This is a genomic window from Curtobacterium guangdongense, assembly GCF_049341845.1.
Taxonomy (GTDB): domain Bacteria; phylum Actinomycetota; class Actinomycetes; order Actinomycetales; family Microbacteriaceae; genus Curtobacterium; species Curtobacterium guangdongense.
Genome location: NZ_JBMPIT010000007.1, coordinates 223,301 through 248,220, shown reverse-complemented (window position 1 = coordinate 248,220; position 24,920 = coordinate 223,301). Strand labels below are relative to the sequence as shown.

The window sequence follows — 24,920 nt, the reverse complement described above, 5'->3', positions numbered from 1 at the left end:
TCAGCATGCTGATTACCAGAACGACCACATCAGCACGAACCGTAGACTCCGAGCATGGACGACGCCCCCGCCGAGTGGCCCCTCGGCCGGTTGCTCGCCGCCGCGGCCCGATCCGTCGAACGCGACTGGGACGAACGGCTCCGGGCGATCGGACTGCCGCACGCCGCGCTGATCGCACTCGACATCGTCATCCGAACGGGGCCGACGGGGGCGGACACCCTCGCCCGCACGGCCAGGGTCCAGCCGCAGACGATGTCGCGGACGCTCGAGCGCCTCGAGCGCGACGGCCTGATCGAGCGCGGCCCGCACCCCGCCGACCGTCGTCGCCGGGTGGTCACCGTCACGGAGCACGGACGCACGATGTGGGACACCGCCCGGCACATCGAGCGAGAGGTCCTCCCCGACGATCCCGACCTGCGCGCGGCGCTGGGCCGGATCCTCCACAGGTCCTGAAGACATCACACGTGAAATACCACATGCCGTACCATCGGAGGCATGCCTGGTCGCCGCACTGCCCCTCGTCGCCGTCGCCCGTTCCTCGTCGCCCTCGTCGCGACCGTCGGCGGACTCGTCGGCATCGCGGCGGTCATCGCCGTGGTCGCCAGCGTCTTCATCGGCGGCCTCGCGCGCAGCTACGACCGCAACACGGAGACCATCGCCGATCCGTTCCCGAAGGCGGACCGTCCGGCCCCGACCGACGGCGCGGAGAACATCCTGCTGATCGGCTCCGACTCCCGGAAGGGGCTCGACCCGGACGGCGACCACGCTGCGGGCGGCCGCTCGGACACGCTGATGCTCGCCCACGTCCCGGCCGACCGGAAGGGCGGGTACCTGATGTCGATCATGCGCGACTCGTGGGTCGACGTCCCCGGCCACGGCACCGCGAAGATCAACGCCGCGTACTCGTGGGGTGGCATCCCACTGACGGTGCAGACGGTGGAGCAGCTCCTCGACGTCCGCATCGACCACGTCGCCGAGATCGACTTCGCCGGCTTCGAGGGCATGACCGACGCGCTCGGCGGCGTGACCGTCCAGTCCCCGAAGGAGTTCACCGCCCGCGGGCACCACTTCGTCGCCGGCGCCAACCGACTCGACGGTGCCCAGGCGCTGACGTTCGTCCGCGAGCGGTACGCGTTCGCGGATGCCGACCACACCCGCGTCCGGAACCAGCAGGCGTTCATGCGCGGCATCGTCGACGGGGTGCTCTCGAAGGGCACGCTCACGAATCCGGGCCGTGTCCAGGACTTCGTCACCGCGACGAGCAAGTACTTGTCGGTCGACGCCGGCCTGGACTTCCAAACCCTCGTCGGGCTCGGTTGGTCCCTCCGCGACGTCCGTCCGAGCGACCTGCAGACGTTCACGTTGCCCACCGCCGGCGGTGGGACGTCCGCTGACGGCCAGTCCTACGTCGCGGTCAACACCGGCGCGGTGCAGTCGCTGTCCTCGGCACTCCGATCCGACGACCTCGGCCGCTGGCTGCAGGACAACCCGCACTAGCCGGAGCACCGAACGCCCCCGCGACGAGAAGTCACGGGGGCGTTCGTGTGGTGATCGGTCGACCGGGATCAGGCCGGGAGCTGCAGCGTCTGACCCGCGTAGATCAGGTTCGCGTTGTCGATCGTGGTCGTGTTGGCGGCCCACAGCTTGTTGTAGCCACCGTCGATGCCCAGCTTCGTGGCGATCGAGTCGAGCGTGTCACCGGAGACGACCTGGTAGGTCTTGCCGCTGGTGGGCACGGCGGCCGGCTTCGACGGCGCGGCAGGAGCCGTGACCTTCGGAGCGGCGTTCGTGGTCGACGGTGCTGCCTTCTGCGCCGGGGCAGCCGGTGCGGGCGCGGCAGGAGCCGAGGCGGCCTGCTGCTGGGGGATCGCGCCGGGGGCGGCGCCGGCCGTGCCGCTCAGCCCGAGCTTCGCGGAGCAGGCGGGCCATGCACCCCAGCCCTGCGACGCGAGGACGTGCTCGGCGACGGCGATCTGCGTCTCGCGGCTGGCGTTCGCCGGGCTGCCCGTCCCGCCGTTGGCGGCCCAGGTGCCCTGCGTGAACTGCAGGCCGCCGTAGTAGCCGTTGCCGGTGTTGATGGCCCAGTTGCCGCCGGACTCGCACTGCGCGAGGGCGTCCCACGTGGATCCGTCGGCCGCGTTGGCCGGGGCCGAGAGCCCGACGCCTGCCGCGGCGATGCCGGCGAAGGCGAGTCCGCCGAGGACGGCGCGGGTACGAGTGGTCTTCTTCATGTTGTTGCTCCACCGGGGCCGCCCGCCGTTTCCGGCGTACCCGCTGCCCGCCCCGACCGATCGCGGTCTGTTGAGGTGTCGCCGGGGGCAGCGGTTCGCGCCGGCGTCACGGTCGGCCACCATAGGAAACTCCGCGTCGTTATCAAACTGAGACAAATGGTTCTACCCATCTGCGTTTGTCCCCCTCCGCTGAACCTGTACGCGCCGATCGCCGCTGACGCGGCGATCGGCTGTCCCGGGGTACACGAACATCCGAATCCCCTGGCAAGGCCGGACTGGAGGCTCGTGACGGGCCCGACCCGCGCCTCCCGTCCGGCCGTGGTCCGGCCCGGTTCCCGTCAGACGCGGGAGAGGAGGGTGACCGCCTCGAGGTGCCCGGTCTGCGGGAACATGTCGAGGACGCGCGCACGGCGCAGCCGGAGCGACGGCATCCGCGCGAGGTCCTTCGCGAGGGTCACCGGGTTGCAGCTCGAGTAGACGACGTGCTCGACGTCGGACGCCTCGAGCCACTCCGACAGCGCCTGGCCGATGCCCCGTCGTGGCGGGTTGACCACGACCAGCTCGGGGGTCTTGCCGGCTCGGGACCGGAGCGCGTGCTCGGTCGCGTCGTCCGCTGCGAACCGGACGTCCACCAGCCCGGCCTCCCGAGCGGACTGCTTCGCGGACCGGATCGCCTCGACGCTGGTCTCGATGCCCGTCACGGCACGACCCGGGCGGGCGGCGTGCAGGGCGAAGCCGCCGACGCCGCAGTAGAGGTCCCACATCGACGCCGGGGCGACCTCGTCGATCCATGCCGACGCCTGCATGTACAGCGCGGACGCGACGTGCGCGTTGGTCTGGAAGAAGCTCTGCGGGCGCAGGTGCATCGTCACGTCGCCGAAGCGCATGGGGAGCGTCTCCTGCTTGGTGAGGACGATCTCGCGGTCGCCCTCGGTGACGGCCTTGTGCTCCGGCAGCAGGTTGGCGGTGACGACCACCGCGTTCGGCAGCGCCAGCAGCAGGTCGCCGAGCCGCGACCGGAGTCGTGCGAGCTGCCCCTCGGAACGCAGGACGAACCGGACCATGAGCTCGCCGTCCGGCGACTCGGTGACGAGGAGGTACTTGAGCTCACCCCGCCGTGCAGCGACGTCGTACGGGATCAGCCCGGCGGACGTGACGAACTCCGCGAGGACGGGGAGCGCCTGCCGGATGCCCGGCGTGCAGATCCCGCAGTGCCGGATGTCGACCCCGCGTTGCCGGTGATCGAGGATCCCGATCGTGGGGTGCTCGGTCGACCCGCCGACGACCATCTTCGCCTTGTTCCGGTAGCCGGACTCCGGACTGGTGACCGCTGGGAGCCACTCGACGCTGCCGGGACCCCCTGCGGCCTTGACCGCGTCGTGCAGGAGCTCGCGCGTCCGGAGCTCCTTGTCGAGGACCTGCTCGGCGTACGGCTGCCCCATGAGCGTGCACGAGCGGCACACCCCGCGGTCGAAGTAGTCGCACTGCATGGCCCGGTCAGGATACGGCAGCAGCGTCCCTCGCCCGCGTGGTGATGCGGTAGATCGAGGTGGTCGCCGGTCAGGACAGCGCAGCAGCGTCCCTCGCCCGCGTGGCGATGCGGTAGATCGAGGTGGTCGCCGCGATGAAGAGCGTCGTGCCGTCGTCGCCGCCGAAGCAGAGGTTCGCGACGACCTCGGGGACGGGCACCTCGCCGATACGGGTACCGTCCGGGGCGAACACCACGATGCCCGCGTGCGACGACGACCACACGTTGCCGTCGGTGTCCACGCGGATGCCGTCCGGTGCGCCCTCCCCGGGCAAGAGTGTGGCGAAGACCCGGCCGTTCTTCACGCGGTGCCCGTCGACGTCGTACGCGCGGATGACGGGACGCTCACCGGACGAGCTCGCGAGGTAGAGCACGCGCTCGGACGGGTCGAACGCCAGCCCGTTCGGCTCGTCGGCGTCGAGCACGACCGGTCGCAGGTCGGACCCGTCGGGGCCGCAGCGGAACACCCAGTGGTCGCCGTACTCGCGCTCACCGGGGTGCCCCTCGCGGAGCTGCGTGATGCCGTACGCGGGGTCGGTGAACCAGACGGCACCGTCCCGCGACACGACGACGTCGTTCGGTGAGTTCAGCCGGACGCCGTTCCACCCGTCGGCGATCACCTCGACGACCCCGTCCCGGTCGCGCTCGACCCGGCGGTTCCCGTGCGAGCACTGCACGACGCTGCCGTCGCGGTCGAGGGTCCGGCCGTTCGTGAACTCGACGGCGGTGGCGTACTCGTCGGTCTGGCCGGTGTCCGCGTGCCACTGCACGATCCGGTCGCCGGGGATGTCCGACCACCGCAGCGTCCGGGTTGCGGGGATCCAGCACGGCCCCTCGGCCCAGGTGCTGCCGGTCGCGATGCGCTCGAGCGCCACGGGGTCCGGGACGAGGTCGGTGATCGACGTCATGGGTTCTCCTTCGAACACCACGAGCCTACGGTCCCCGTCCCGGCACCACTCGCGGTCACGCCGTGGTGTCCTCCAGCGCGTCGAGCGTCGCGACGTCCTCCGGCGCCAGGACGAAGTCGACGTCGGCGTTCTCCGCGATGCGGGACGGAGTCGTGGACTTCGGGAGCGGCAGAACGTCCTTCTCGAGCAGGTAGCGGATGGCGACCTGTGCGACGGTCTTGTCGTACTTCCCGGCGATCTCCTCGATGGCCGTGTTCGACAGCAGGCCACCGGTGGCGAGCGGCGAGTACCCCTCGACGAGGATGTCGTGCTCGGCGCAGAAGGCCGTCGTGTCGTCCTGGGTGTTGCCGATGAACCAGCGGATCTGGTCGGCGTGCGGGGTGACGTCGGTGTTCGCGAGGAGGTGCTCGAGGTCCGCGACGACGAAGTTCGAGACACCGATCGACTTCGTCTTGCCGGCGTCGTGGAGCTCCTCGAAGACCTTCCACACCTCGACGTTGCCCGCGCGGTGGTCGCTGCCCATGTCGCTCCAGGGCCACGGCGCGTGGATCAGGTACAGGTCGACGACGCCGAGATCGAGCGCCGCCGTCGAGGCCGCGAAGGCCTCACGGGCGCCGGCTGCGGTCTTGATCTCGGCCGGGAGCTTCGTGGTGATGAAGACCTCGTCACGCGGGACGCCGCTGTCGCGGACGGCCTCGCCGACGCTGGCCTCGTTGCCGTAGGCGGCCGCGGTGTCGATGTGCCGGTAGCCGGCGTCGAGGGCGACGCGGGTGGCGTCGTAGGCCTCGGAGCCCGGCGGGATCTGCCAGGTGCCGAACCCGATCTTCGGGATGTGGAGGCCGTTGGACATGACGAACGTGTCGGTGAGAGCAGGCATGGGCCCGACGGTACGCGCGCGCGGCGCGTCGGGCCGTCAGCCGGTCAGTCGGTCAGGGCGACCGACAGGATCCGGTCGTCGCCGGCACCGGCGCTGCCGCGGCCGTCGGTGTTGTTCGTCACGAACCAGAGCGTGCCGTCCGGTCCGGCGAGCACGGTGCGCAGCCGCCCGTACGTCCCGGCGAACCACTCCCGCGACGTCGACGGGTCGGACACGGGCACCGACCGCAGCACCTCGCCGCGGAGGTTCGCGATGAACACGGTGCCACGGACCACCGCGAGGCCGGACGGGCTGGCGTCGGAGGTCCGCCACTGCTGCACCGGATCGACGAAGCCCTGGTCGACACCCCCGGTGCCCTCGACCTCGGGCCAGCCGTAGTCGGCACCCGGTTCGATGACGTTGAGCTCGTCCCAGGTGTTCTCGCCGAACTCGGACGCGAACATCGTGCCGTCGGAGGCCCATCCGAGCCCCTGCACGTTCCGGTGCCCGAGCGACCAGACCGGGGAGCCGTCGAACGGGTTGTCGGCAGGGACCTCGCCCGTCGGCGTGAGCCGCAGGATCTTGCCCGCGAGGGAGTCCCGGTCCTGCGCCTCCGACCGGTTGCCGGCGTCGCCGACCGTCACGTAGAGCATGTCGTCGGGGCCGAACGCGATGCGCCCGCCGTTGTGGAAGCTGTTCGCGGGCAGGTCGTCGATGACCGTCGTCGCGTCGCCGAGGCCGTACGAGCCCGCGCTGCCGGTGAGGGGGTATCGCTCGACCCGGTTGCCACCCTCCCCCGTCGAGTACACGTAGAGGTCGTCGTCGTGCAGTGCGAGGCCGAGCAGTCCGCCCTCGCCGCTGTGCCGGACGCCGTCGATCGTGCCGACCGTGCGGGTGTCGCCGTCGTCCCCGAGTTCGAGCACGTCCCCGGAGTCACGCAGGCTGACGAGCGGGACGTCGTCGTCGGTGAGCACCACCGACCAGGGCGCGTCGAGGTCCGTCGCGACGTCCGAGACGGCTCCGGTGGGCGCGACCTCGCCGGTGGCCAGGTCGGTCGGCGCCGGCCCTGCAGTGGCACTGCGGCGCGTGGTCGGTTCGTCGGCGTCCGACCCCGCGGTGCACCCGGCGAGCGCCAGGACGAGCAGGGCGAACGATGCGATCGGTGCTGCGGTCCGGGTGCGCATGGCGCGGACTCTACGCGCCGTGGTTGCGAGCCCCCGTAAGCGTCCCCACGGCAGCCGACCCGACCAGCCGCCGGACGGGAGGCTCGTGGCGGCCCCGGCACGAGCCTCCCGTCCGCCGGTGGGCGCGACCAGCGCGCCGGCGCACGTCAGCGCAGCATCCGCTCCAGCAGCTCGCGGAGCCGGCGGCGGTCCGCCGACGACAGCCGCTCGGTGAGCGGCAGGAGCGCGTCGCGCATGGCGGCCTCGAGCGCGGCGGCCATCTCGTGCCCGCGGTCGGTGAGCACCACGTCGACCGCGCGCGCGTCGTCCGCGTTCGGGACGCGCTCGAGCAGTTCCTTCTTCTCGGCACGGGCGACGAGCCCGGTCATCGTCGACTTCTCGAGCCCGAGGTACTCGGCCAGGTCGCCGATCCGCAGGCGGCGGTCACGCAGGATCGCGAGGACCCGGAGCTGTGTGAGGGACAGTCCGGCGTCGGCCGCCAGCCCGGTCAGCGAGCCCATGGTCGTGAACGCCGCGTGGCCGAGGGCGTCGACGAGTCGGTCCTGCTCGGTGGTGTCCATGGCCCGAGCCTACTTGACGAACTTCGTGGTGCGAACTACTTTGATTCGTAACACGAACCAAATGGAGGCAGTCGTGCACGCATCGCTCGTCACACACTTCGGCTCGGCACCCACGTGGACCGAGTTCCCGGAACCCGAACCCCGCGGCGAGGAGGTCGTGGTCGACGTCGTCGCCGTCGGCCTGCACCCCCGCGTCCGGTCGCAGGCGGACGGATCGCACTACACGAGCGACGGCGCATTGCCGCTCGTCCCGGGCGTCGACGGCGTCGGGCGCTTCCCGGACGGCACGCTCCGCTACTTCGCCGTGCAGTCGGACACCCGCGGGTCGATGGCCGAACGCACCGCGGTGGACCCGCGCGCGAGCGTCGTGCTGCCGGACGGCGCGGACCCCGCCCGGGTCGCGGCCGGCGTCAACCCGGTGATGTCGTCGTGGGTGGCACTCCGTCGCCGCATCGCGTTCCCGGACGGTGCGCGGGTGCTCGTGCTCGGCGCGACCGGGGCGTCCGGCCGTGCCGCCGTGCAGGTCGCGAAGCGCCTCGGGGCGTCCTCCGTCGTCGCGAGCGGGCGCAACGCGTCGCGCCTCGCGTCACTGACGGAGATCGGCGCCGACGTCGTCGTCCCGCTCGACGACGTCGAGGCGATCGGGCGCGCGGCGTCCGACGTGGACGTCGTCATCGACTACGTCTGGGGTGTGCCCGCCGCCGCGGTCATGCGGACGCTCGTCACCGCCCGCGAGGCCCGCGGCGAGCGGCTCGACTGGATCGCGATCGGGTCGACGGCCGGCCAGGAGGCTCCGATCCCGTCCGCAGCGCTCCGCGCGTCCGGCCTCACCATCGTCGGCAGCGGGCGAGGCTCGGTGGGGACGTCCGGGTTCGTCGCCGAGCTCCCCGGCATCGTCGCCGCGATCGCGGACGGCACGATCGCGGTCGATGCGACCACGGTGCCGATGCACACCGTCGCGGACGCATGGGCCGGACAGGTCGACGCCGGGACGAGCAGAGTGGTGCTCGGAGTCTGATCCTCGGCGGGTCATCCTGTCCGGTCGTTCAGGTTCTCCCCATCCGGCTCTCGGTAGCCTGAGAGCCACCCAGAGCCGGACTTGCACGCCCGACCCCGAGGAGGCGCCCCATGGTCACCGTCCTCGTCGCGTTCGGAGTCGTCGCACTCCTCGTCCCCGCGCTGACACCCCTGCTCGGGCGTCGGGTGTTCACCGTCGCCGCCCTCGCACCGGCGGCCGCAGCGGTCCTGACGATCGCGCAGACCGACCGGGCCCTGCACGGTGGCATCAGTTCGTCGGTGCAGTGGATCCCGCAGCTCGACCTGTCGATCGCGCTCCGGGTCGACGCGCTGTCGTGGGTGCTCGCACTCGTGGTGTCGATCGTCGGCGCGCTCGTGCTCGTGTACTGCGCGTCGTACTTCGGTCCGAAGGAACCGGGGCTCGGCCGCTTCGCCGGCGTCCTCACCGCGTTCGCCGGATCGATGTACGGGCTGGTGATCGCCGACGACGTCATCGTGCTGTTCGTCCTGTGGGAAGCCACCACGGTCTTCTCGTACCTGCTCATCGGGCACGACGCCGTCAAGCGCGCGAGCCGCGCCGCTGCGATGCAGGCGCTCGTCGTCACCACGGCCGGCGGTCTGGCGATGCTCGCCGGCCTCGTGATCCTGTCCGTCACGGCCGGCACGACGCAGCTGTCCGCCATCGTCGCGCAGGCCCCGACGGGCACGATCGTCACGGTGTCGGTCGTGCTGGTCCTCGCCGGCGCCCTGACGAAGTCCGCGATCGTCCCCTTCCACTTCTGGCTCCCGGCCGCGATGGCCGCGCCGACCCCGGTGAGCGCGTACCTGCACGCCGCGGCGATGGTCAAGGCCGGCATCTACCTCGTGGCCCGCCTCGCCCCGGCGTTCGCGCTCCTCGAGGGCTGGCGCGAGACGATCACCCTGCTCGGCGTGCTCGGCATGGTCATCGGCGGGTACCGGGCGCTCCGCCAGACCGACCTCAAGCTGCTGCTCGCGTACGGCACGGTCGCCCAGCTCGGGTTCCTCGTGCTCGCCGCCGGCTGGGGCACGCCCGCGATCGCGCTCGGTGGGATCGCGCTGCTCGTCGCCCACGCCGCGTTCAAGTCGACGCTGTTCCTGGTCGTCGGGACGATCGACCACGTCACCGGCACCCGGGACCTGGGCAGTCTGTCCGGGCTCGGCCGGAAACTCCCCTGGCTCGCGACCGTGGCTGTCCTGGCGCTCCTGTCGATGGCCGGCATCCCGCCGATGATCGGGTTCGTGGCCAAGGAAGCCGTCCTCACCGGGCTCGTCGAAGCGCTGCACGGCCCGGGGTCCGGGTGGGCGTGGTTCGCGCTCGTCGGCGTCACCGTCGGGTCCGTGTTCACCGTGGCCTACTCGCTGCGTTTCCTCTGGGGTGCCTTCGCCCGCAAGCCAGGCGTCCAGCAGACCGAGCCGCACGCGCTGCACGGCCTCGGGGTGGTGCCGTCGATCCTCGGCCTCACCGGTCTCGCGCTCGGACTCCTCACGCCGGTCGTGGCGCACGGGCTCGAACCGGCCGCTGCCGCCGCGTCGATGTCCGGGGAAGCCGTGCCGCACCTGGCGCTCTGGCACGGACTCGAGCCGGCGCTCGGGATCTCCGCGATCACGCTCCTCGGCGGCCTCGCGCTCTTCGCCGCACGCACCCGGGTCGAGGCGCTCCAGCACCGCCTCGCCGGGTTCCCGAGCGCGGCGAACACCTACCGACACCTCATGCGCGGACTCGACCGTGCAGCCACCGGTGTCACCGCCGCCCTCCAGCGGGGATCGCTCCCCTACTACCTGACGGTCATCCTGTCGGTGTTCGTCGCCGGCGCACTCGTCAACCTGGCGCTCGGCGGGCCGTGGGAGTTCCACGTGCGCTTCGCCGACTCGTGGGGCCAGATCCCGGTCGTGATCGTGATGTCGATCGCCGCGACCGCCGTCCTCACCGCGAAGACGCGGTTCGCCGCGGCCGTGCTCGTCGGTGTCACGGGCTACGGCATGTCCGTGCTGTTCGTCCTGCACGGCGCCGTGGACCTCGCCCTCACGCAACTCGTCGTCGAGACGGTGACGCTCATCGCCTTCGTCCTGGTGCTCCGCCGCCTCCCCCCGCGGATCGCGACGGCGAACCCCTCACGCTTCCGGGTACTCCGGGCCCTGTTCGCCGCGCTCGCGGGCGCCACCCTGGCGGTGGTCGTGATCGTCGCCGCCTCCGCTCGGTCGGCCAAGCCGATCTGGCCGGACCTCCCCGCGCTGACGAGCTCGTTCGGGCACGGCCTGAACGTGGTGAACGTCGCGCTCGTCGACCTCCGCGGCTGGGACACGCTCGGTGAGCTCACCGTGGTCGTCGCCGCGGCCACCGGGGTCGCGAGCCTGATCTTCGTGAACTCCCGCGAAGACACGCTCCCCCGCCTCCGCGACCTGCCGAGTGTCGTCGCGAGCGACAAGCACCGCCCGGACGGCGAGCCCCGCGCTTGGCTGCCGACGAGTGCCGCGCTCCCGACCGGTCGTTCCGCGCTGCTGGACGTCGTCGTCCGACTGCTGTTCCACGGCCTCATCGTCCTGTCCGTGTACCTGCTGTTCGCCGGGCACAACGCCGCCGGTGGCGGGTTCGCCGGCGGTCTCGTCGCGGGCATCGCGCTCGCGGCCCGCTACCTGGCAGGTGGCCCCGCCGAGCTCGGCGCCGCCGCTCCGATCCGTGCCGGTCGACTGCTCGGCCTCGGTGTCGCGACCGCCGCGATCACCGCGATCGTGCCGCTGTTCTTCGGCAGGGAAGCCCTGTACTCGGAGTTCTTCGAGGCCACGGTCCCGATCCTCGGGCACGTCGAGTTCGTCACGGCGACGTTCTTCGACATCGGCGTGTACCTCGTCGTCGTCGGCCTGGTGCTTGACGTGCTGCGGAGCCTCGGCGCCGAGGTGGACCGGCAGCGGCTCGAGGACACGAACACCCCGACGACCGACTCGATCGAGGGCAACCCCGACGACCACGAACAGCAAGAGGTGACCGCATGACCATCACCCTCGTCCTCGTCATCGCGATGGCCGTCCTCTTCGCCTGCGGCGTCTACCTGCTGCTCGAACGCTCGCTCACGCGGATGCTGCTCGGGTTCCTGCTCGTCGGCAACGCCCTCAACCTGCTGCTGCTCGTGATGTCCGGCGCTGCCGGCAACCCGCCGATCGGCAAGTCGTCGGAGGGCATCACCGACCCGCTGCCCCAGGCGTTCGCCCTGACCGCCATCGTGATCACCTTCGCCGTCAGCGCGTTCCTCCTCGCCCTCATCCACCGCTCGTGGACGCTGTCCCGCGCCGACGAGGTCGAGGTGGACGAGGCCGACGTCGCGATCCGGCACGAACGGGACGCCCCGGCGGAGGACGACCCGGAGACGGACACGGACCCGGAAGCCGACACCGACCACGAGCGCCACCACGAAGACCAGACCCAGGACGAGGCCCACCGATGACCTTCCTCGTCCCGCTCCTCGTCCTCGTCCCGCTCCTCGGTGCGGCCGTCGCCCTCGGGCTGCTCCGGCACCAGCGCATCCAGCGCGCGATCACCGTGGCCGTGCTCGTCATCGCACTGGCCGTCGCCGCCACGCTGATGGTGCTCGTCGACCACCACGGCACCATCGTCGTGCAGGTCGGCGGCTGGGACGCCCCGTACGGCATCTCGCTCGTCGTCGACCGGTTGAGCGCGTTGCTCCTCACGGTGTCCGCGAGCGTGCTGCTCATCGTCCTGCTGTTCTCGATCGGACAGGGCCTCGCCGCCGACGACGGCGAAGCGCCCGTCACGATCTTCTACCCGACGTACCTCGTCCTCGCGGCCGGGGTCCTCGACTCCTTCATCGCCGGCGACCTCTTCAACCTCTACGTGGCGTTCGAGATGCTCCTCGTCGCGAGCTACGTGCTGATCACCCTCGGGGGCAGCGAGCAGCGTGTGCGGGCCGGCACGACGTACATCGTGACGAGCCTCATCGCGTCGGCGATCTTCCTCTCGGCGATCGGGCTGGTCTACGGCGCGACGGGCACGGTGAACATCGCCCAGATCAGCGAGCGGATGGCAGCCCTGCCCGACCACGTACAGCTCCTCATCCACACGATGCTGCTCATCGGCTTCGGCATCAAGGCGGCCGTGTTCCCGCTGGCGTTCTGGCTGCCGGACTCGTACCCGACCGCGCCGGCACCGGTCACCGCGGTGTTCGCCGGCCTGCTGACCAAGGTGGGCATCTACGCGATCATCCGCCTCGAGACGATCATGTTCCCGCGCCCGCAGCTCAACACCGTCCTGCTCGTGGTCGCCGCGCTGACGATGATCGTCGGCGTGCTCGGGGCCGTGTCGCAGACCGACGTGAAGCGACTGCTGTCGTTCACGCTGATCAGCCACATCGGGTTCATGGTGATGGGCGTCGGACTCGGATCGGTCGTCGGCACGGCCGCTGCGGTGTTCTACACGGTGCACCACATCGTCGTGCAGACGACGCTGTTCCTGGTGTCGGGCCTGATGGAACGGGTCGGTGGGACCACGTCGACCAGGTCGCTCGGCGGCCTGCTCAAGGCCGCGCCGTTCCTGGCCGCCCTGTACCTGGTCCCGGCGTTCAACCTCGGCGGGATCCCGCCCTTCTCCGGCTTCATCGGCAAGCTCGGGCTCTTCCGCGCCGCAGCGATCGACGGCAGTCCCCTGGCGTACATGACCATCGCTGCCGGGGTCGTGACCTCGCTCCTCACCCTGTACGCACTGATGCGCGTGTGGGACGCCGCCTTCTGGCGACCGAAGCCCGCTGCCGAAGCAGCGGCCCCGCACGTCGCGGTGGCAGAACCGCACGAGTCGCTGCGGGCTCCGGAGCCGGCACCCGTCACCCGGTCCGAGGCGGACGGCTCCGTCCTGTCGGGAGGCTCGGTGACGGTCACGGATCCGGTCACCGGGAGCATGCAGCACGTCTCCGGCCGTACCCGCCTGCCGCGCATGCTGGTCGGCGTCACCACGGTCGCCGTGCTCGGCTCCGTCGCGCTCACGGTCGTCGCCGGCCCGCTGTACGGGTACGCCACCCGGGCGGCCGAGTCGCTCGAGTCCCCGCAGCAGTACGTCGAGGCAGTCCTGGGGGCACGACCGTGACCGACGCCAGGACCCGACGCATCGCGAACGCCCGACGGATCGCCGTCGCGTGGCGCTACGACGTGCCGCTCGTGCTCGGGCTCACCGTGCTGTGGGCGCTGCTGTGGGGATCGTGGACGCCGCTGACCCTGCTGTGCGGGGTCGTCGTCGCGCTCCTCGTGACGCAGGCCCTCCCCCTGCCGGCCGTCCCGCTGTCCTCCCGGTTCTCCCCGCTGCACTTCCTGTGGTTCCTCGTCGTCTGGTCCGGCCTCGTCGTCGCCGCGTCGTTCCGGGTCGCGTGGGTGGCGTTCCGGCCGCGGGGAGTCCGACGCAGCTCGATCGTGCTCGTGCAGATGCACACGACGTCCGAGATGACGTTCACGCTCGCGACCCTCGCGGTGTCCCTCGTGCCGGGCTCCTACGTCGCGGACGTCGACCTCCGCCGTCGACGACTCCTGCTCCACGTGCTCGACACCGAGCGGCGCGAACAGGTCGAGCACGCCAAGCGCGAGGCACTCGGCATCGAGACGATGGTAATCCGTGCGCTCGGGTCGAAGCAGGACCTCTCCGAACTGTCCGAACCCCTGCCGGAGGTGACCCGATGAGCGCCGGGGTCGTCGTGATGGGGATCCTCGTCGCCGTGGTCCTCGCACTGCTCGGGGCCACCCTGCTCCTCGCCGTGTTCCGCATCGTCCGCGGTCCGACCATCCTCGACCGGATGATCGGCTCCGACATGGTGCTCACCACCGTCCTCGTGGTGATCGCGGCGGCCATGGTGATCCGGCAGGACCTCGCAGGGATCCCGGTACTGGTGGTGATCGCCGCGACGAGCGTGTTCGCGACCATCGCCGTGGCCCGTGCCGTGACGCCGTCCTCGGACCCGTCCGACGACGGCGCTGACGTCACCACACCGGAGCGACGGCAAGGAGGCGAGTCGTGATCGAGATCATCGAGACCTTCATCGACGGCGCGGGCATCCGGGCCTGGATCGCCGTCGGGCTGCTGCTCGTCGGGTCGCTGCTCTCGCTCGGCGCCGGCGTCGGGATCGTGCGCTTCCCCGACCCACTCGTCCGGCTGCACGCGATGGCGAAGCCGCAGGTCCTCGGGCTGGCGTTCGGGCTCGCGGCGATCGTCGTCTCGGTGTGGACGTGGACCGCGCTCTGGGTCGTCCTGCCGATCATGGTGTTCCAGCTCTTCCTGGTACCGGTGTCGACGCACATGATCGCCCGGGCCGGGGTCCGCTCCGGCGACTACGACCACCAGGCGCTCCTCGTCGACGACACCGAGTCCTGACCGCCCGGTGTCCTGACCGCCACGTTGCGCGATCCGCTCCCGCACAACCGAAAGCCATCCGCACCGCGGCGTTCAACGGCGCGGAGTGCTTTCGGTTGTGCGAACGGGCACGGCGGGCGGGCACGGCGAACGGGCACGGCGAACGGGCACGGCCGGCGGGCACGGCGGGCGGGCACGGCGGGCGGGCACGGCGGGCGGGTCAGACGACGTAGGCGGCGCCCAGACCGGATGCGGCTCGCACCGACTCCCACGTGCGCGCGAGGCCGTCCTCGAGCGACACCTGCGGTGCCCACCCGGTGAGCGACCGGACGAGCGTGTTGTCCGACAGCAGGCGATCGACCTCGCTGGCCTCCGGGCGCAGGCGCGACTCGTCCACCACGATCCGCGCACGACGACCGCTCACCCGCACGAGCATCGCCGCGAGGTCCCCGATCGACACCTCGCTCCCGGTCCCGAGGTTGCACGTGCGCCCGACCGCCGCGTCCGAGGCCCCGATCGCCAGGAACCCCGCGACCGTGTCGGTCACGTAGGTGAAGTCCCGCGTGGGTGTCGTCGAGCCGAGCCGGATGACGTCCGACCCCGCGGCGAGCTGCCCGAGCACCGCCGGGATCACCGCACGGGCACTCTGCCGGGGTCCGTACGTGTTGAACGGGCGGCAGACGGCGACCGGCGTCCCGAAGGCCGCGTGGTACGACAGCACCATCGCGTCCGCGGCGATCTTCGACGCGGAGTACGGCGACTGCGGCTGCGCCGGGTGCGTCTCGTCCATCGGCACCCGCAGCGCGCTGCCGTAGGTCTCCGACGTCGAGGTGTGCACCATCCGGGAACCGTGGCGGCGGCACGCGGCGACGACGTTGTGCGAGCCGACGACGTTCGTCTGCACGTACGACTCCGGCGCGACGTAGGAGTACGGGATCCCGATGAGGGCCGCGAGGTGGAACACGGTGTCCGTGCCCGCGACCGCGGAGTCGACGAGGAACGGGTCGCGCACGTCGCCCGCGAGCACCTCGACGCGGTCGTCGTCGGCGTACCGGGCGAGCCACCCCGCCGATCCGTACGGCTTGTAGTGGCAGAGCGCGCGGACACGGGCGCCCCGTTCGACGAGGGCGTCGACGAGCGTCGAGCCGATGAAGCCCTCGGCTCCGGTCACGAGGACGCTGCGGCCCTCCCAGTAGGTGTCGTTCATCGTGTGGTCCTTTCCGCAGAGGTACGGGCGAGTTCGATCGCCCAGTCGGCGACGGCGTCGGCCGCCGCCGCGTGGGGTGAGGTCGCGTGGTGCGCGTGGCTGATCGGCGCGACCGGGAGGCTCGGCTCGGCCCCGACGGGCCCGGCCAGTTCCGAGACGGCCCGGTCCAGGGCACGGGCGTCCAGTTCCGAGTCGGGCAGCACCACGACACGGGCGCCGGACGCGGCGAGGGCACGGGCGTTCGCGGTCTGGTGGTCGTCGGTGGCACCGGGCAGCGGCACGAGGACGGCAGGGACACCGAGGTGCTCGACCTCGGCGACGGTCGAGGCTCCGGCGCGGACGACCACGACGTCGGCCGCGGCGTACGCGGCGGCCATGTCGTCGATGTGCGGCACGATCGTGGCGACCGCGTCGCCCCCGCCGTCGCGGAGTCGCTGCCCGAGCTCCGCGGCGTGCGAGCCACTCGCCTTGATCAGCATGCGGAGCCGACCGTCCCACGATCGGGCGCACGCCAGGTCGACGGCGGCTCGGTCGAGCGACACCGCGCCGAGGCTCCCGCCGGACACGACCACGAAGCGCTCCTCGGCGGCGACGCCGAACACCGCCCGGGCACGTTCCCGCATCGCCGCCCGGTCGCAGGACGCCAGCGCCGGGAGGATCGGGATGCCGACCCGCCGGACCTCGGCGCTCGACGCGAACCCGGCACGGTCGGGGTCGAACGCGCACGCGACCTTCCCGGCCAGCCGCGCCGCGAGGACGTTCGCGAGCCCCGGCGTCGCGTTCGACTCGTGCACGAGCACCGGTATCCGGAGCGTCCACGCGGCGACGATCGCCGGCACGGTCGGGTACCCGCCGACCCCGACGACGACGTCCGCCCGCCGGTCGCGGAGTTGACGGCGGGCGCGCAGGACACACCGGACGAACCGTGCGGGGAAGCCGAACGCACGCCGGTCCACACGACGCGGGAAGGGCATGATCGGTGTGGTGTCGAGACGGTACCCGGCGGCGGGGACGAGCCGGGCCTCCAGGCGGTCCGGCGTTCCCGAGAACGTGACGGACGCGCCGGGCACGAGTCGTTCGATCGCGGCGGCGACCGCGAGGCCGGGGAAGACGTGTCCGCCGGTGCCGCCGGCGGCGATGACGACGCGGAACGGCGCACCGTCGGCGACGGAGCGCGACGTGCGGTTCGAGTGCAGCATGACCATGCCGCAAGGGTGCGACGCGGTCGTGAGCCGAACGTGAGGTCGAGGCGCGTCAGCCGGCAGGCAGGGTGATGACGATCTCGGTGCCGGGGCCGTCGCCACGAGCGTCGGCCGTGATCGTGCCGCCGGACGCGGCGACGATCTGCGCCGCGATCGCCAGCCCGAGCCCGGACCCGGGGAGCCCGCGCGCGGACGCGGCCCGGTGGAAGCGGTCGAAGACGTGTGCGCGGTCTTGCGGTGGGATGCCGATCCCGCGGTCGCGGATCGACACGAGGACCGGACGCCCGTCGAGGACCTCGATCTCGACCGGCTCCCCGGCGCCGTACTTGCCGGCATTGTCGAGCACGACGTCCAGCAGGCGCGGGAGCCGTCCGTCGGCGACGCGCACCGGGACGTCCGACGACGGGAACCGCACCCGGAACGGCACACCCCAACGGCGGGCTGCCGTGGCCGCCGACGATCGGACGACATCGACCAGGTCCACCGTCGTCAGGAGGTCGGCGCCGGGACGGTCCCCGCGCGCGAGTTCGGCGAGGTCGTCGATCGTCGCCTGCATCGCGGTGATCTCCTCGGTGACCGCTGCGCGCAGCGCGGCGCGGGTGGCCTCGTCGAGCGGCCGGTCGTCGGTGAGGAGCTGGAGGTTCGTGCGCAGGGTCGTCAGCGGGGTCCGGAGTTCGTGCGACGCGTCGGCGACGAAGTCCCGCTGCGCGTCGCTGGCGGCCGCGAGCTCGGCGAGCATCTCGTCGAAGGCGCCGGCGAGCCGCCCGAGCTCGTCGTTGCGGTGCACGTCGACGCGCTCGTGCGGATCGGCCGTGTCCCGGACCCGTCGCACCGCGGTGTCGAGCGCGCGCACGGGCCTGAGCCCCACGGTGGCGACGACGTACCCGAGGACCGCGGCGAGCACGACCCCGAGTGCACCGGCGACGGCGAGCGCGACGGCTGTGCGCGTGAGCGCGGTCTCGGTCTGCCGGGTGGGGACGCCGACCATCACGGCCTCGTCCGTGCGAGTCGGGACCACGGCGACCCGGACCCCGTCGGCCGTGTACCGAGCGCGTGCCGATTCCCGGGTGGCGACCGCGTGCGCCTGCTCGGTGACGGCGAGGGGCCCCGCGCCGGACCCCAGCGCGTCACCGGTGTCGATGCGCCGGACGCACGCCGGCTCGACCGCGTACTCGCACCCGCCGGCACCCTCCCCCGTCCAGTCGGCGTTCGCCTGGATCAGACGCTGGACGCGGGTGGCCTCGCGGTCGAGGGAGGTGTCGAGCGCGCTGTGCAGCTGTGAGGCGACGACGAACCACGTCAGGAGAGCCACCAGGACGACGGCGATCGCGACCGCTCCGGCCACGACGGCGGCCAGGCGACGACGGAGCGACCCGGTCCGCGTCCTCACGGCTCGAGCCGGTAGCCGAGGCCGCGGACGGCCGTGATCGCCGGGCCGTCGGTCGCGGCGACGAGCTTCCGTCGCAGGGAGCTCACCGCGACGTCGAGGGCGTTCGACGTGGGGACGGCTCCGTCGGGCCACACCGCCTCGCCCAGCTCGTCGCGGGTGCGGACCCGCGCGGGGTCGCGGAACAGCAGCTCGGCGACGACGGTCTCGGTGCGCGTGAGGTCGACGGGGCCGGCTGCCGTCAGGAGGCGTTGCTGCTCGCCGTCGAGACCGATCCCCCGCCACTCGGGCCGCTCCACGCCCGTGGTCGGGCCGCCCCGCCGGACGAGCGCACGGACCCGTGCCCGGAGTTCGTCGACGTCGAAGGGCTTGCCGAGGTAGTCGTCGGCGCCGGCGTCGAGGCCGTCCACGCGCTCGCGGGGTCGGTCGTGCGCGGTGAGCATCATCACCGGCACGGCGTCACCTGCGGCACGCAGGGCCCGGCACACGCCGAGCCCGTCGAGGAAGGGCATCGCGAGGTCGAGCACGACGGCGTCGGGGTCGTCCGACACGACCGCGGCGAGTGCCTGCCGACCGTCGGCAGCGGTGACGACGGCGTGCCCGTCGGTCTCGAGGGCGACACGGATGCCGAGCAGCACGTTCGGGTCGTCGTCCACCACGAGGACCGTCGTCTGCCGTGCCATGCCCGTCATGCTGGCACGGAACCGCTTCACCTTCGCCTCATGCGGCGCCACCGTCGGCCATCGTCCTCGTCACGAAGCGCTCGATGAGGTCGTCGCGGGTCCGTTCGTACACGCCGAGCCCTCGGTCGGCGACGTCCTCGAACGCCGTGGCCAGCTCCAGGAGCGCCGCGTCGGAGGTCGGCGGTTCGATGAGCGGGAAGAACGAGAACGTCACCGGGCGGATCGCGTCGACCCCGCCGAGGTCCACGCGGTTCCCGCGGCCGGCCGTGCGGACGCGGTCGAACGCCTCGCGCAGGTCGTCGACGAGGCTCGCCGGGCGTGCACGGTTGGGGTCGCGCACCATGCGGGGATGCGGGTTCTCGACGACGACCACGCGGGGGTCGATCTCGGCCCACCGCCGCACGACGGCGCTCGTCGACACGTCGGTGTAGTCGTACTGCAGCCGCCGGGTGAACTCCGGTGCCAGGAACCGGTCGAGCTCCTCCGGGATCGCGGCACCGGCGTGCGGTGCGCTGACGAGGACGTCGGCCTCGGCGATCGCCTGGTCGAGGGAACGCTCGCCCTTCCCGGCCCACCAGGTGACGTCGTCGGCCGTGAATGTGGTGCCGGCGGGGATGAGGTCGCGACTCGCTTCGTCCATGGATCGAACGTATCCGCAGAACGCGGCCGGGGAACGGACGCGACTCCGGTTGCGGGAACGCGCAGCGATCCGGACAACAGGACACCGTTCGACCAGGCTGGACACATCACTCGACGCCGAGCAGGAGACCCCGTGCGCCATCCCCAGATCGTCACCGCTGCACTGGCGGTCAGCCTCGTGGCCGCCGTCATCGGTGTCCCCGCCGCACCCGCTTCCGCAGCACCGGAGCTGCCGGACGCGACCATCACCATCGGGAACAACCAGCCGACGGGCGACGGACGCGCCATCGCTCCCGTCTCCGGCGACGGCCCGGACATCGTCAGCGACGCCCGGCTCCAGCGCGTGCAGGCCGGTACGGACGGCACCACCGTCGTCATCACGCCGCCGGAGGGTCAGGACCTGCACGTCGGGCACTACGAATCGGCTCCGAACGACAACAGGGATCCAGCCCAGGTGGTGATCGACCGTGGCAGCACCCACTGGACGACCCTCGGCGTCTTCGACGTGCTCGACATCGCCGCGAACCCCGACGGCACGTTGACCCGGCTGGACGTCGTGTTCCAGACGGACTACCCGGACGCGGGCCGCACGTACTTCGGCGAGGTCCGGTTCGGTCAGGCCGGTCCGAAGCTCCGGCCGTCTGCCACCAACCTGACGTTCCCGCAGGTGCCGGTCCGCAACACGCGGGTGTGGGCGCAGGAGTCGTTCCACAACACCTCGGACGCCCCGATGCCCATCGGCGCGGTGGGACTTTCGGGGTGGGCCCCGACCGATTGGGCGATCGCGGACGACACCTGCAGCGGCACGACGTTGGCGCCGGATGCGACGTGCACGCTGCGCGTCGGTTTCTCACCCCTGGGCGCCGGGCCGCGGACCGCGGTGCTCTCCGTCCCGAGCGGCGCGACGACCGTGACGACTGCGCTCGCGGGGACGGCCCCGCTCGGGACCACCCGCATCACGTCGACGGGGACGGACTCGATCCACCGCGGCAAGACGTTCACCGACGACGAGGCCGACGGTCACACGCGCGTCGCGCAGCAGTACTCCAGAGCGGGCACCTGGTGGTTCACGACGGCGGACGTGGCGTCGGGCGACTTCGGTGTGCACCAGGTCGGACTCTCCGTTCCCGGTGACTCGATCACACTCGGCAAGCACTCGCTGACGGACTTCGGCGACCACCAGCGCTACGGCATGGTATTGTCGGCCAACGCGTACGGATGCGGGAGCACCAGCGGCACCGAGAACGTGCTCGACGTGGCTCGGCGCCCCGACGGCACCCTGCTCCGGGCGCACATCCGGTTCACCACCGCCTGCGGCGACGGCTCGGGTCGGGCGACCGCCGAGATCCAGTGGCGGGATCGCGCGGACGTGACGGCGCCCGCCCGCCCGCAGACGCTCGTGGTCGACGCCGCATCGCGCAGCGCGACCTGGACGCGATCAGCGACGTCCGACGCGCGGACGACGGTCGTACGCCTCGTCGCGGGCGACGGCTCGGGAGCGACCGTCACCTCGGGCGTCGCCGTCGCCATGGCCGCAACCGGTACCGCTCCGCTGCCGGCGCTCGTCGCCGGTCAGCAGTACACACTGATGGCCTGGCCCGTCGACCGGACCGGCAACGTCGGGACCCCGAGGACGGTCGCGGTCCACGGCTGACCCGTGGACTGCCGGACTGGAGGCTCGTGGCGACGCCGCCACGAGCCTCCAGTCCGTCAGGTGGTCGCGTCGCGACGCGACAGCACCAGGTTCACGACGGCGGCCAGGACCACGAGGGCGGCGGACAGCGCCGGGAAGAGCATCGCGGTCTCGGTGCCGGATCGTTCCGCGACCTCGCCGACGACCGCCGAGGTGAGCGACTGGCCGACGATCACGGCGGAGCCGAGGATCGTCATCGTGGTCGCCGAGCGCCCGACGGGTGACCGATCCGAGCCGAGACTGTACTGCGCGACCAGCGTCGGGCCGATGCCGACGCCCATGATCGCGAGGACGATCCCGACCGCGAGCACCGAGTCCGCGGAGGCGAACGCGACGGCTCCGCCGAGGAGCACCACACCGAACACGAGCCACCGCCAGCCGATGCCGAACGCCTTCGGGAACGCCGCCGAACCGAGCGCGAGCCCCGCGGAGCCGATCCCCATCAGGCCGTAGAGGAGCCCGGCCTGCGAGGACTCGCCGTGGACCTCCATGAACGCGGTCAGCGAGGTCAGGGTCGAGCCGAAGAAGAAGCCGATGCCGAGGATCCCGGCGACCACGACGACGAGCCGCGGACGCAGGAGCTCCCGAGCCGGTGCCTGGGCGACCACAGCGTGCTGACCGGCCGCGAGCGTGCCGGTCGGGTGCAGCGCGAACGCCGTCACGAACACGAACGTCAGCGCGGACGCACCCGCGACGGCCACCCATGGAGCGATCGCGCTCGCGAGCAGCCCGACCAGGAACGGACCGATGATGAACACGGTCTCGTCGGCGGCGGACTCGTACGCCATCGTGCCACTGAGCACCCGCTCACGGCGGTCCCCCGACATGCGCTGCCGGATGATCGCGACGAGCCGCGTGCGGGACATCGGGGCGACCTGGGGTGCCGTCGCGCCGATGAGGAACGACATCGCCAGCACGGCGAGGTCCGGAGCGGCACCCTGTACGACGAACGGCAGGACGCCGAGCAGCACGCCGTTCGCCAGGCCGACGGGGACCAGCACCTTCCGCTGGCCGAGCCGGTCGGCCGCGGCACCCACCATCGGGCCGAAGACCGCCGAGCCGATGCCGACGAACGCGGAGTTGACGCCACCGAGGGCGACGGAGTCACGGGATGCGACGACGAGGGTCAGGACGCCGACGACCATCATCGCGAAGGGGAGCCGGGCGATGAACGCGATCGGGAAGTAGGACCGTCCGGCGTGGGCGATCAGCGATGCGTCGGAAGAACGCGGTTGGAGCATGTCGAGGTGTGCCTTCTCGGCCCGCGTCTGTCCGGCGGACCCATCGGGTGCCGCCGTTGTCCGTCGAGGTGCGACGGCCGGTAGATACACACTGCGTTCCTCGATGGTACCAGCGGGCTTGATCTCAACATTGGTTGAGGTCGTTCACTGGGTGCCATGACCATCTGGACCTGCGCCACGTGCGCCATCGAGCACGCCGACACCGACCAACCACCAGCCCGCTGCGAGATCTGCTCGGACGAACGACAGTTCGTGCCGGCGAGCGGACAGGCCTGGACGACACGGGACTCCCTCGCCGAGGAGGGCCTCCGGATCGTCGTCACCGAGATCGAACCTGGCCTGCACGCAGTCACGACCGAGCCCGCGCTCGGCATCAACCAGCGGGGACTCCTCGTGCAGACCGAGGGCGGGAACCTGCTGTTCGAGCCGCCGGGGTTCATCGACGAGGCCGGCGTCGCTGCCGTGCGCGCCCTCGGCGGTGTCGCGGTGATCGCCTCGAGCCACCCGCACCTGACCGGGTCGTCGATCCAGTGGAGCCACGCGTTCGACCGGGCTCCCGTCCTGGTCAACGCGAAGGACGAGCACTGGATCCGGCGCCCGGACCCGGTGATCGCGCTGTGGCGGGACCGGGTCGAGCTGCTGCCGGGGCTCGTCATGGTCGAGGCCGGCGGGCACTTCGCGGGGAGCAGCGTCGTGCACTGGGCGGCCGGTGCCGACGGACGCGGCGTGCTGCTCACGGGCGACACGATCGCGGTCGGCGGCGACAGGAAGTCGGCGAACGTGATGCGCAGTTTCGTGAACAACATCCCGCTGCCCGAGCCCGCGGTGCGTCGGGTGCAGGACGTGGCGCGGGGGTTCGCGTTCGATCGGCTCTACAGCGCGTTCGGGGGGCTCCCCGCCGACGCATCGAGGATCGTCGAAGCGTCGCTCGACCGGTACGTCGGCTGGCTCCGGGGCGACTTCCCCGAGTGAGGCGCGGGTCGGTTCAGCCGCGACGGCCGGAGCGCCGGGCGAAGGCATCGAGCGCGCGCAGGACGTCGTCGTTCCGCCACACGGTCGTCTTGAGCTTGTACTCGGACTTCGACACGAGCACTCCCGCGGTGACGAGCGTGTCGAGCAGCCGGTAGACGTTGACCGATCCGCCGAGCTGCGTCGAGAGCGATGCGGCTGTGAGGACAGGCTGGCGTGCCACGACCTCGAGGACCCGCCACACCGCCGAGTCTGCGCGCGCGGTGACACCCTCGCGCCACCGAGCCTGGGCGGCGTGGACGTCGTCGACGAGCTCGCGCGCGTTGTTGACGGCGCGGAACGACGCCTCCGCCGCAGCGACGACGATCGGCTCGATGTCGCCGGATCGATAGGCGTCGAGAGCCGCGTGGTAGCCGACGGTGTCCGTGAGGAGCCCCGCAGACACCGGGATCGTCACGTTCCGGGTGAGCCCCGTTCCGCGGAACATCGCCTGCATCAGCGCGCGGCCCGTCCGACCGTTGCCGTCGGTGAACGGGTGGATGGTCTCGAACTGGGCGTGCGCGACGGCGATCTGCACGAGCCGCGGCAGGTCGGTGCGGCGAGCGAACGCCATGACGTCGTCGACGAGGACGGGGACCCGCTCGAACGCGGGAGCGACGAAGTCCGCACCGGCAGGGCTGTCTGCGCTTCGGCCGATCCAGACCGGTTCCTCACGCCACGACCCGGCGTCGTGATGCGGATCGCCGTCGAGCAGGACGCCGTGCATGGCGAGCACGGAGTCGGGGGTGAGCTCGTCAGCGAGGTCGAGCGCGCTCTGCATCGCACGGGTGTTCGCGACGATCTGCGCGGCGTTCTGCCGTGAGTCGTCGCCGAGCTCGGCCGTGAAGATGGCCCGAGCGCTCGCCGTGAGGTTCTCGATCTGCGACGACGCCGCCGCTTCTGACCGCAAGAGCAACGAGGCGAACGGTGCGATCTCCCCACCGAGCTGCGCATCGAACCTCACGAGGGCCTCGACCGCATCGTCGACGAGCGCGGCAGTCGACGACGACACCACGGGGTCGAGACCCGCGATGAACGGCGGGACGGCAGCGCGGTACGTGTGCCCGAGCGTGCTCCTTCGACTGGCGGCGACACCGAATCCGGCGTACTTCGATTCGAACCAGCGTTCCTCAGAATCGATCGCCGGCCAGTTCATGACGCTCCGATCTGTCACTGTGACGCGACTGTTTTGACACTTATCGAGCTAAGTGTAAC

24 protein-coding genes are annotated in these 24,920 nt (G+C 71.7%); 11 read left to right on the top strand and 13 right to left on the bottom strand.

What is annotated here, in order from left to right:
* Window positions 1-54 precede the first annotated feature (54 nt).
* Together ACO0E1_RS13305 and ACO0E1_RS13300 are read left to right on the top strand one after the other, a co-directional pair.
* Complete coding sequence (locus ACO0E1_RS13305) at window positions 55-453, top strand: MarR family winged helix-turn-helix transcriptional regulator (RefSeq protein ID WP_422874626.1); 399 nt, start codon at window positions 55-57, stop codon at window positions 451-453.
* Window positions 454-495: 42 nt separating this feature from the next.
* Entirely contained in the window at window positions 496-1,497 is a 1,002-nt protein-coding gene (locus ACO0E1_RS13300; protein WP_422874625.1) for an LCP family protein, read from the top strand.
* Window positions 1,498-1,565: 68 nt separating this feature from the next.
* Here the strand turns inward: ACO0E1_RS13300 and ACO0E1_RS13295 are convergent, their stop codons facing one another.
* From ACO0E1_RS13295 to ACO0E1_RS13270, 6 genes are all read right to left on the bottom strand, one after another.
* A complete protein-coding gene (locus ACO0E1_RS13295; RefSeq protein WP_422874624.1) occupies window positions 1,566-2,231 on the bottom strand; it encodes a transglycosylase family protein in 666 nt (221 codons plus the stop codon).
* Between the two features lie 338 nt (window positions 2,232-2,569).
* Window positions 2,570-3,721, bottom strand: coding sequence for a 23S rRNA (uracil(747)-C(5))-methyltransferase RlmC (rlmC, locus tag ACO0E1_RS13290; protein WP_422874623.1), 1,152 nt, complete (start codon window positions 3,719-3,721; stop codon window positions 2,570-2,572).
* 70 nt (window positions 3,722-3,791) lie between these two features.
* Window positions 3,792-4,667, bottom strand: coding sequence for an SMP-30/gluconolactonase/LRE family protein (locus ACO0E1_RS13285; protein WP_422874622.1), 876 nt, complete (start codon window positions 4,665-4,667; stop codon window positions 3,792-3,794).
* A gap of 55 nt (window positions 4,668-4,722) precedes the next feature.
* A complete protein-coding gene (locus tag ACO0E1_RS13280; RefSeq protein WP_422874621.1) occupies window positions 4,723-5,544 on the bottom strand; it encodes an aldo/keto reductase in 822 nt (273 codons plus the stop codon).
* 44 nt (window positions 5,545-5,588) lie between these two features.
* Window positions 5,589-6,707: a PQQ-dependent sugar dehydrogenase gene (locus tag ACO0E1_RS13275; RefSeq protein WP_422874620.1), complete on the bottom strand. Its 1,119-nt coding sequence runs from the start codon at window positions 6,705-6,707 to the stop codon at window positions 5,589-5,591.
* A gap of 146 nt (window positions 6,708-6,853) precedes the next feature.
* Window positions 6,854-7,267 carry a MarR family winged helix-turn-helix transcriptional regulator gene (locus ACO0E1_RS13270; protein WP_422874619.1) on the bottom strand — a complete coding sequence of 138 codons (414 nt, stop codon included), beginning with the start codon at window positions 7,265-7,267 and terminating at the stop codon, window positions 6,854-6,856.
* A 73-nt stretch (window positions 7,268-7,340) separates the two neighbouring features.
* Here ACO0E1_RS13270 and ACO0E1_RS13265 point away from each other — a divergent pair, with 73 nt between their 5' ends.
* The 7 genes from ACO0E1_RS13265 (at window position 7,341) to ACO0E1_RS13235 (ending at window position 14,666) form a co-directional block, all read left to right on the top strand.
* Window positions 7,341-8,285, top strand: coding sequence for a zinc-binding dehydrogenase (locus tag ACO0E1_RS13265; RefSeq protein ID WP_422874618.1), 945 nt, complete (start codon window positions 7,341-7,343; stop codon window positions 8,283-8,285).
* A 110-nt stretch (window positions 8,286-8,395) separates the two neighbouring features.
* The gene (locus ACO0E1_RS13260) at window positions 8,396-11,296 is read left to right on the top strand and encodes a Na+/H+ antiporter subunit A (protein ID WP_422874617.1); all 2,901 of its coding nucleotides are present in this window, start codon (window positions 8,396-8,398) and stop codon (window positions 11,294-11,296) included.
* Entirely contained in the window at window positions 11,293-11,745 is a 453-nt protein-coding gene (locus ACO0E1_RS13255; protein ID WP_422874616.1) for a Na(+)/H(+) antiporter subunit C, read from the top strand. Before ACO0E1_RS13260 ends, ACO0E1_RS13255 begins: the two co-directional genes overlap by 4 nt.
* Complete coding sequence (locus tag ACO0E1_RS13250) at window positions 11,742-13,394, top strand: Na+/H+ antiporter subunit D (RefSeq protein ID WP_422874615.1); 1,653 nt, start codon at window positions 11,742-11,744, stop codon at window positions 13,392-13,394. Before ACO0E1_RS13255 ends, ACO0E1_RS13250 begins: the two co-directional genes overlap by 4 nt.
* Window positions 13,391-13,978: a Na+/H+ antiporter subunit E gene (locus ACO0E1_RS13245; RefSeq protein WP_422874614.1), complete on the top strand. Its 588-nt coding sequence runs from the start codon at window positions 13,391-13,393 to the stop codon at window positions 13,976-13,978. Before ACO0E1_RS13250 ends, ACO0E1_RS13245 begins: the two co-directional genes overlap by 4 nt.
* Complete coding sequence (locus ACO0E1_RS13240; protein WP_422874613.1) at window positions 13,975-14,313, top strand: MrpF/PhaF family protein; 339 nt, start codon at window positions 13,975-13,977, stop codon at window positions 14,311-14,313. The genes ACO0E1_RS13245 and ACO0E1_RS13240 overlap by 4 nt, the downstream gene beginning before the upstream one ends.
* Window positions 14,310-14,666: a cation:proton antiporter gene (locus ACO0E1_RS13235; RefSeq protein WP_422874612.1), complete on the top strand. Its 357-nt coding sequence runs from the start codon at window positions 14,310-14,312 to the stop codon at window positions 14,664-14,666. The genes ACO0E1_RS13240 and ACO0E1_RS13235 overlap by 4 nt, the downstream gene beginning before the upstream one ends.
* 199 nt (window positions 14,667-14,865) lie before the next feature.
* Here the strand turns inward: ACO0E1_RS13235 and ACO0E1_RS13230 are convergent, their stop codons facing one another.
* The 5 genes from ACO0E1_RS13230 to ACO0E1_RS13210 are packed head-to-tail and all read right to left on the bottom strand — an operon-like array spanning window position 14,866 to window position 19,764.
* Window positions 14,866-15,852 (bottom strand): SDR family NAD(P)-dependent oxidoreductase, encoded by a 987-nt coding sequence (locus ACO0E1_RS13230; RefSeq protein ID WP_422874611.1) that lies wholly within the window; start codon window positions 15,850-15,852, stop codon window positions 14,866-14,868.
* Window positions 15,849-17,057, bottom strand: coding sequence for a UDP-N-acetylglucosamine--N-acetylmuramyl-(pentapeptide) pyrophosphoryl-undecaprenol N-acetylglucosamine transferase (locus ACO0E1_RS13225; protein WP_422874610.1), 1,209 nt, complete (start codon window positions 17,055-17,057; stop codon window positions 15,849-15,851). Before ACO0E1_RS13225 ends, ACO0E1_RS13230 begins: the two co-directional genes overlap by 4 nt.
* 49 nt (window positions 17,058-17,106) lie before the next feature.
* Window positions 17,107-18,444 (bottom strand): HAMP domain-containing sensor histidine kinase, encoded by a 1,338-nt coding sequence (locus tag ACO0E1_RS13220; RefSeq protein ID WP_422874609.1) that lies wholly within the window; start codon window positions 18,442-18,444, stop codon window positions 17,107-17,109.
* A complete protein-coding gene (locus ACO0E1_RS13215) occupies window positions 18,441-19,124 on the bottom strand; it encodes a response regulator transcription factor (RefSeq protein ID WP_422874608.1) in 684 nt (227 codons plus the stop codon). Before ACO0E1_RS13215 ends, ACO0E1_RS13220 begins: the two co-directional genes overlap by 4 nt.
* A gap of 37 nt (window positions 19,125-19,161) precedes the next feature.
* Window positions 19,162-19,764, bottom strand: a complete 603-nt coding sequence (locus ACO0E1_RS13210) for an N-formylglutamate amidohydrolase (RefSeq protein ID WP_422874607.1) — start codon at window positions 19,762-19,764, stop codon at window positions 19,162-19,164.
* 132 nt (window positions 19,765-19,896) lie between these two features.
* On the opposite strand from ACO0E1_RS13210, the gene ACO0E1_RS13205 reads away from it, so the two are divergent.
* Entirely contained in the window at window positions 19,897-21,417 is a 1,521-nt protein-coding gene (locus ACO0E1_RS13205; RefSeq protein ID WP_422874606.1) for a hypothetical protein, read from the top strand.
* 56 nt (window positions 21,418-21,473) lie between these two features.
* Here ACO0E1_RS13205 and ACO0E1_RS13200 read toward each other — a convergent pair whose 3' ends face one another.
* A complete protein-coding gene (locus tag ACO0E1_RS13200) occupies window positions 21,474-22,697 on the bottom strand; it encodes an MFS transporter (protein WP_422874605.1) in 1,224 nt (407 codons plus the stop codon).
* Between the two features lie 156 nt (window positions 22,698-22,853).
* Between ACO0E1_RS13200 and ACO0E1_RS13195 the strand changes: the two genes are divergently transcribed.
* The gene (locus ACO0E1_RS13195) at window positions 22,854-23,669 is read left to right on the top strand and encodes an MBL fold metallo-hydrolase (protein WP_422874604.1); all 816 of its coding nucleotides are present in this window, start codon (window positions 22,854-22,856) and stop codon (window positions 23,667-23,669) included.
* Window positions 23,670-23,682: 13 nt separating this feature from the next.
* On the opposite strand, the gene ACO0E1_RS13190 is transcribed toward ACO0E1_RS13195, so the two are convergent.
* On the bottom strand, window positions 23,683-24,879 hold the full coding sequence (locus tag ACO0E1_RS13190; protein WP_422874603.1) for a Fic family protein: 1,197 nt from the start codon (window positions 24,877-24,879) through the stop codon (window positions 23,683-23,685).
* Between the last annotated feature and the right edge of the window lie 41 nt (window positions 24,880-24,920).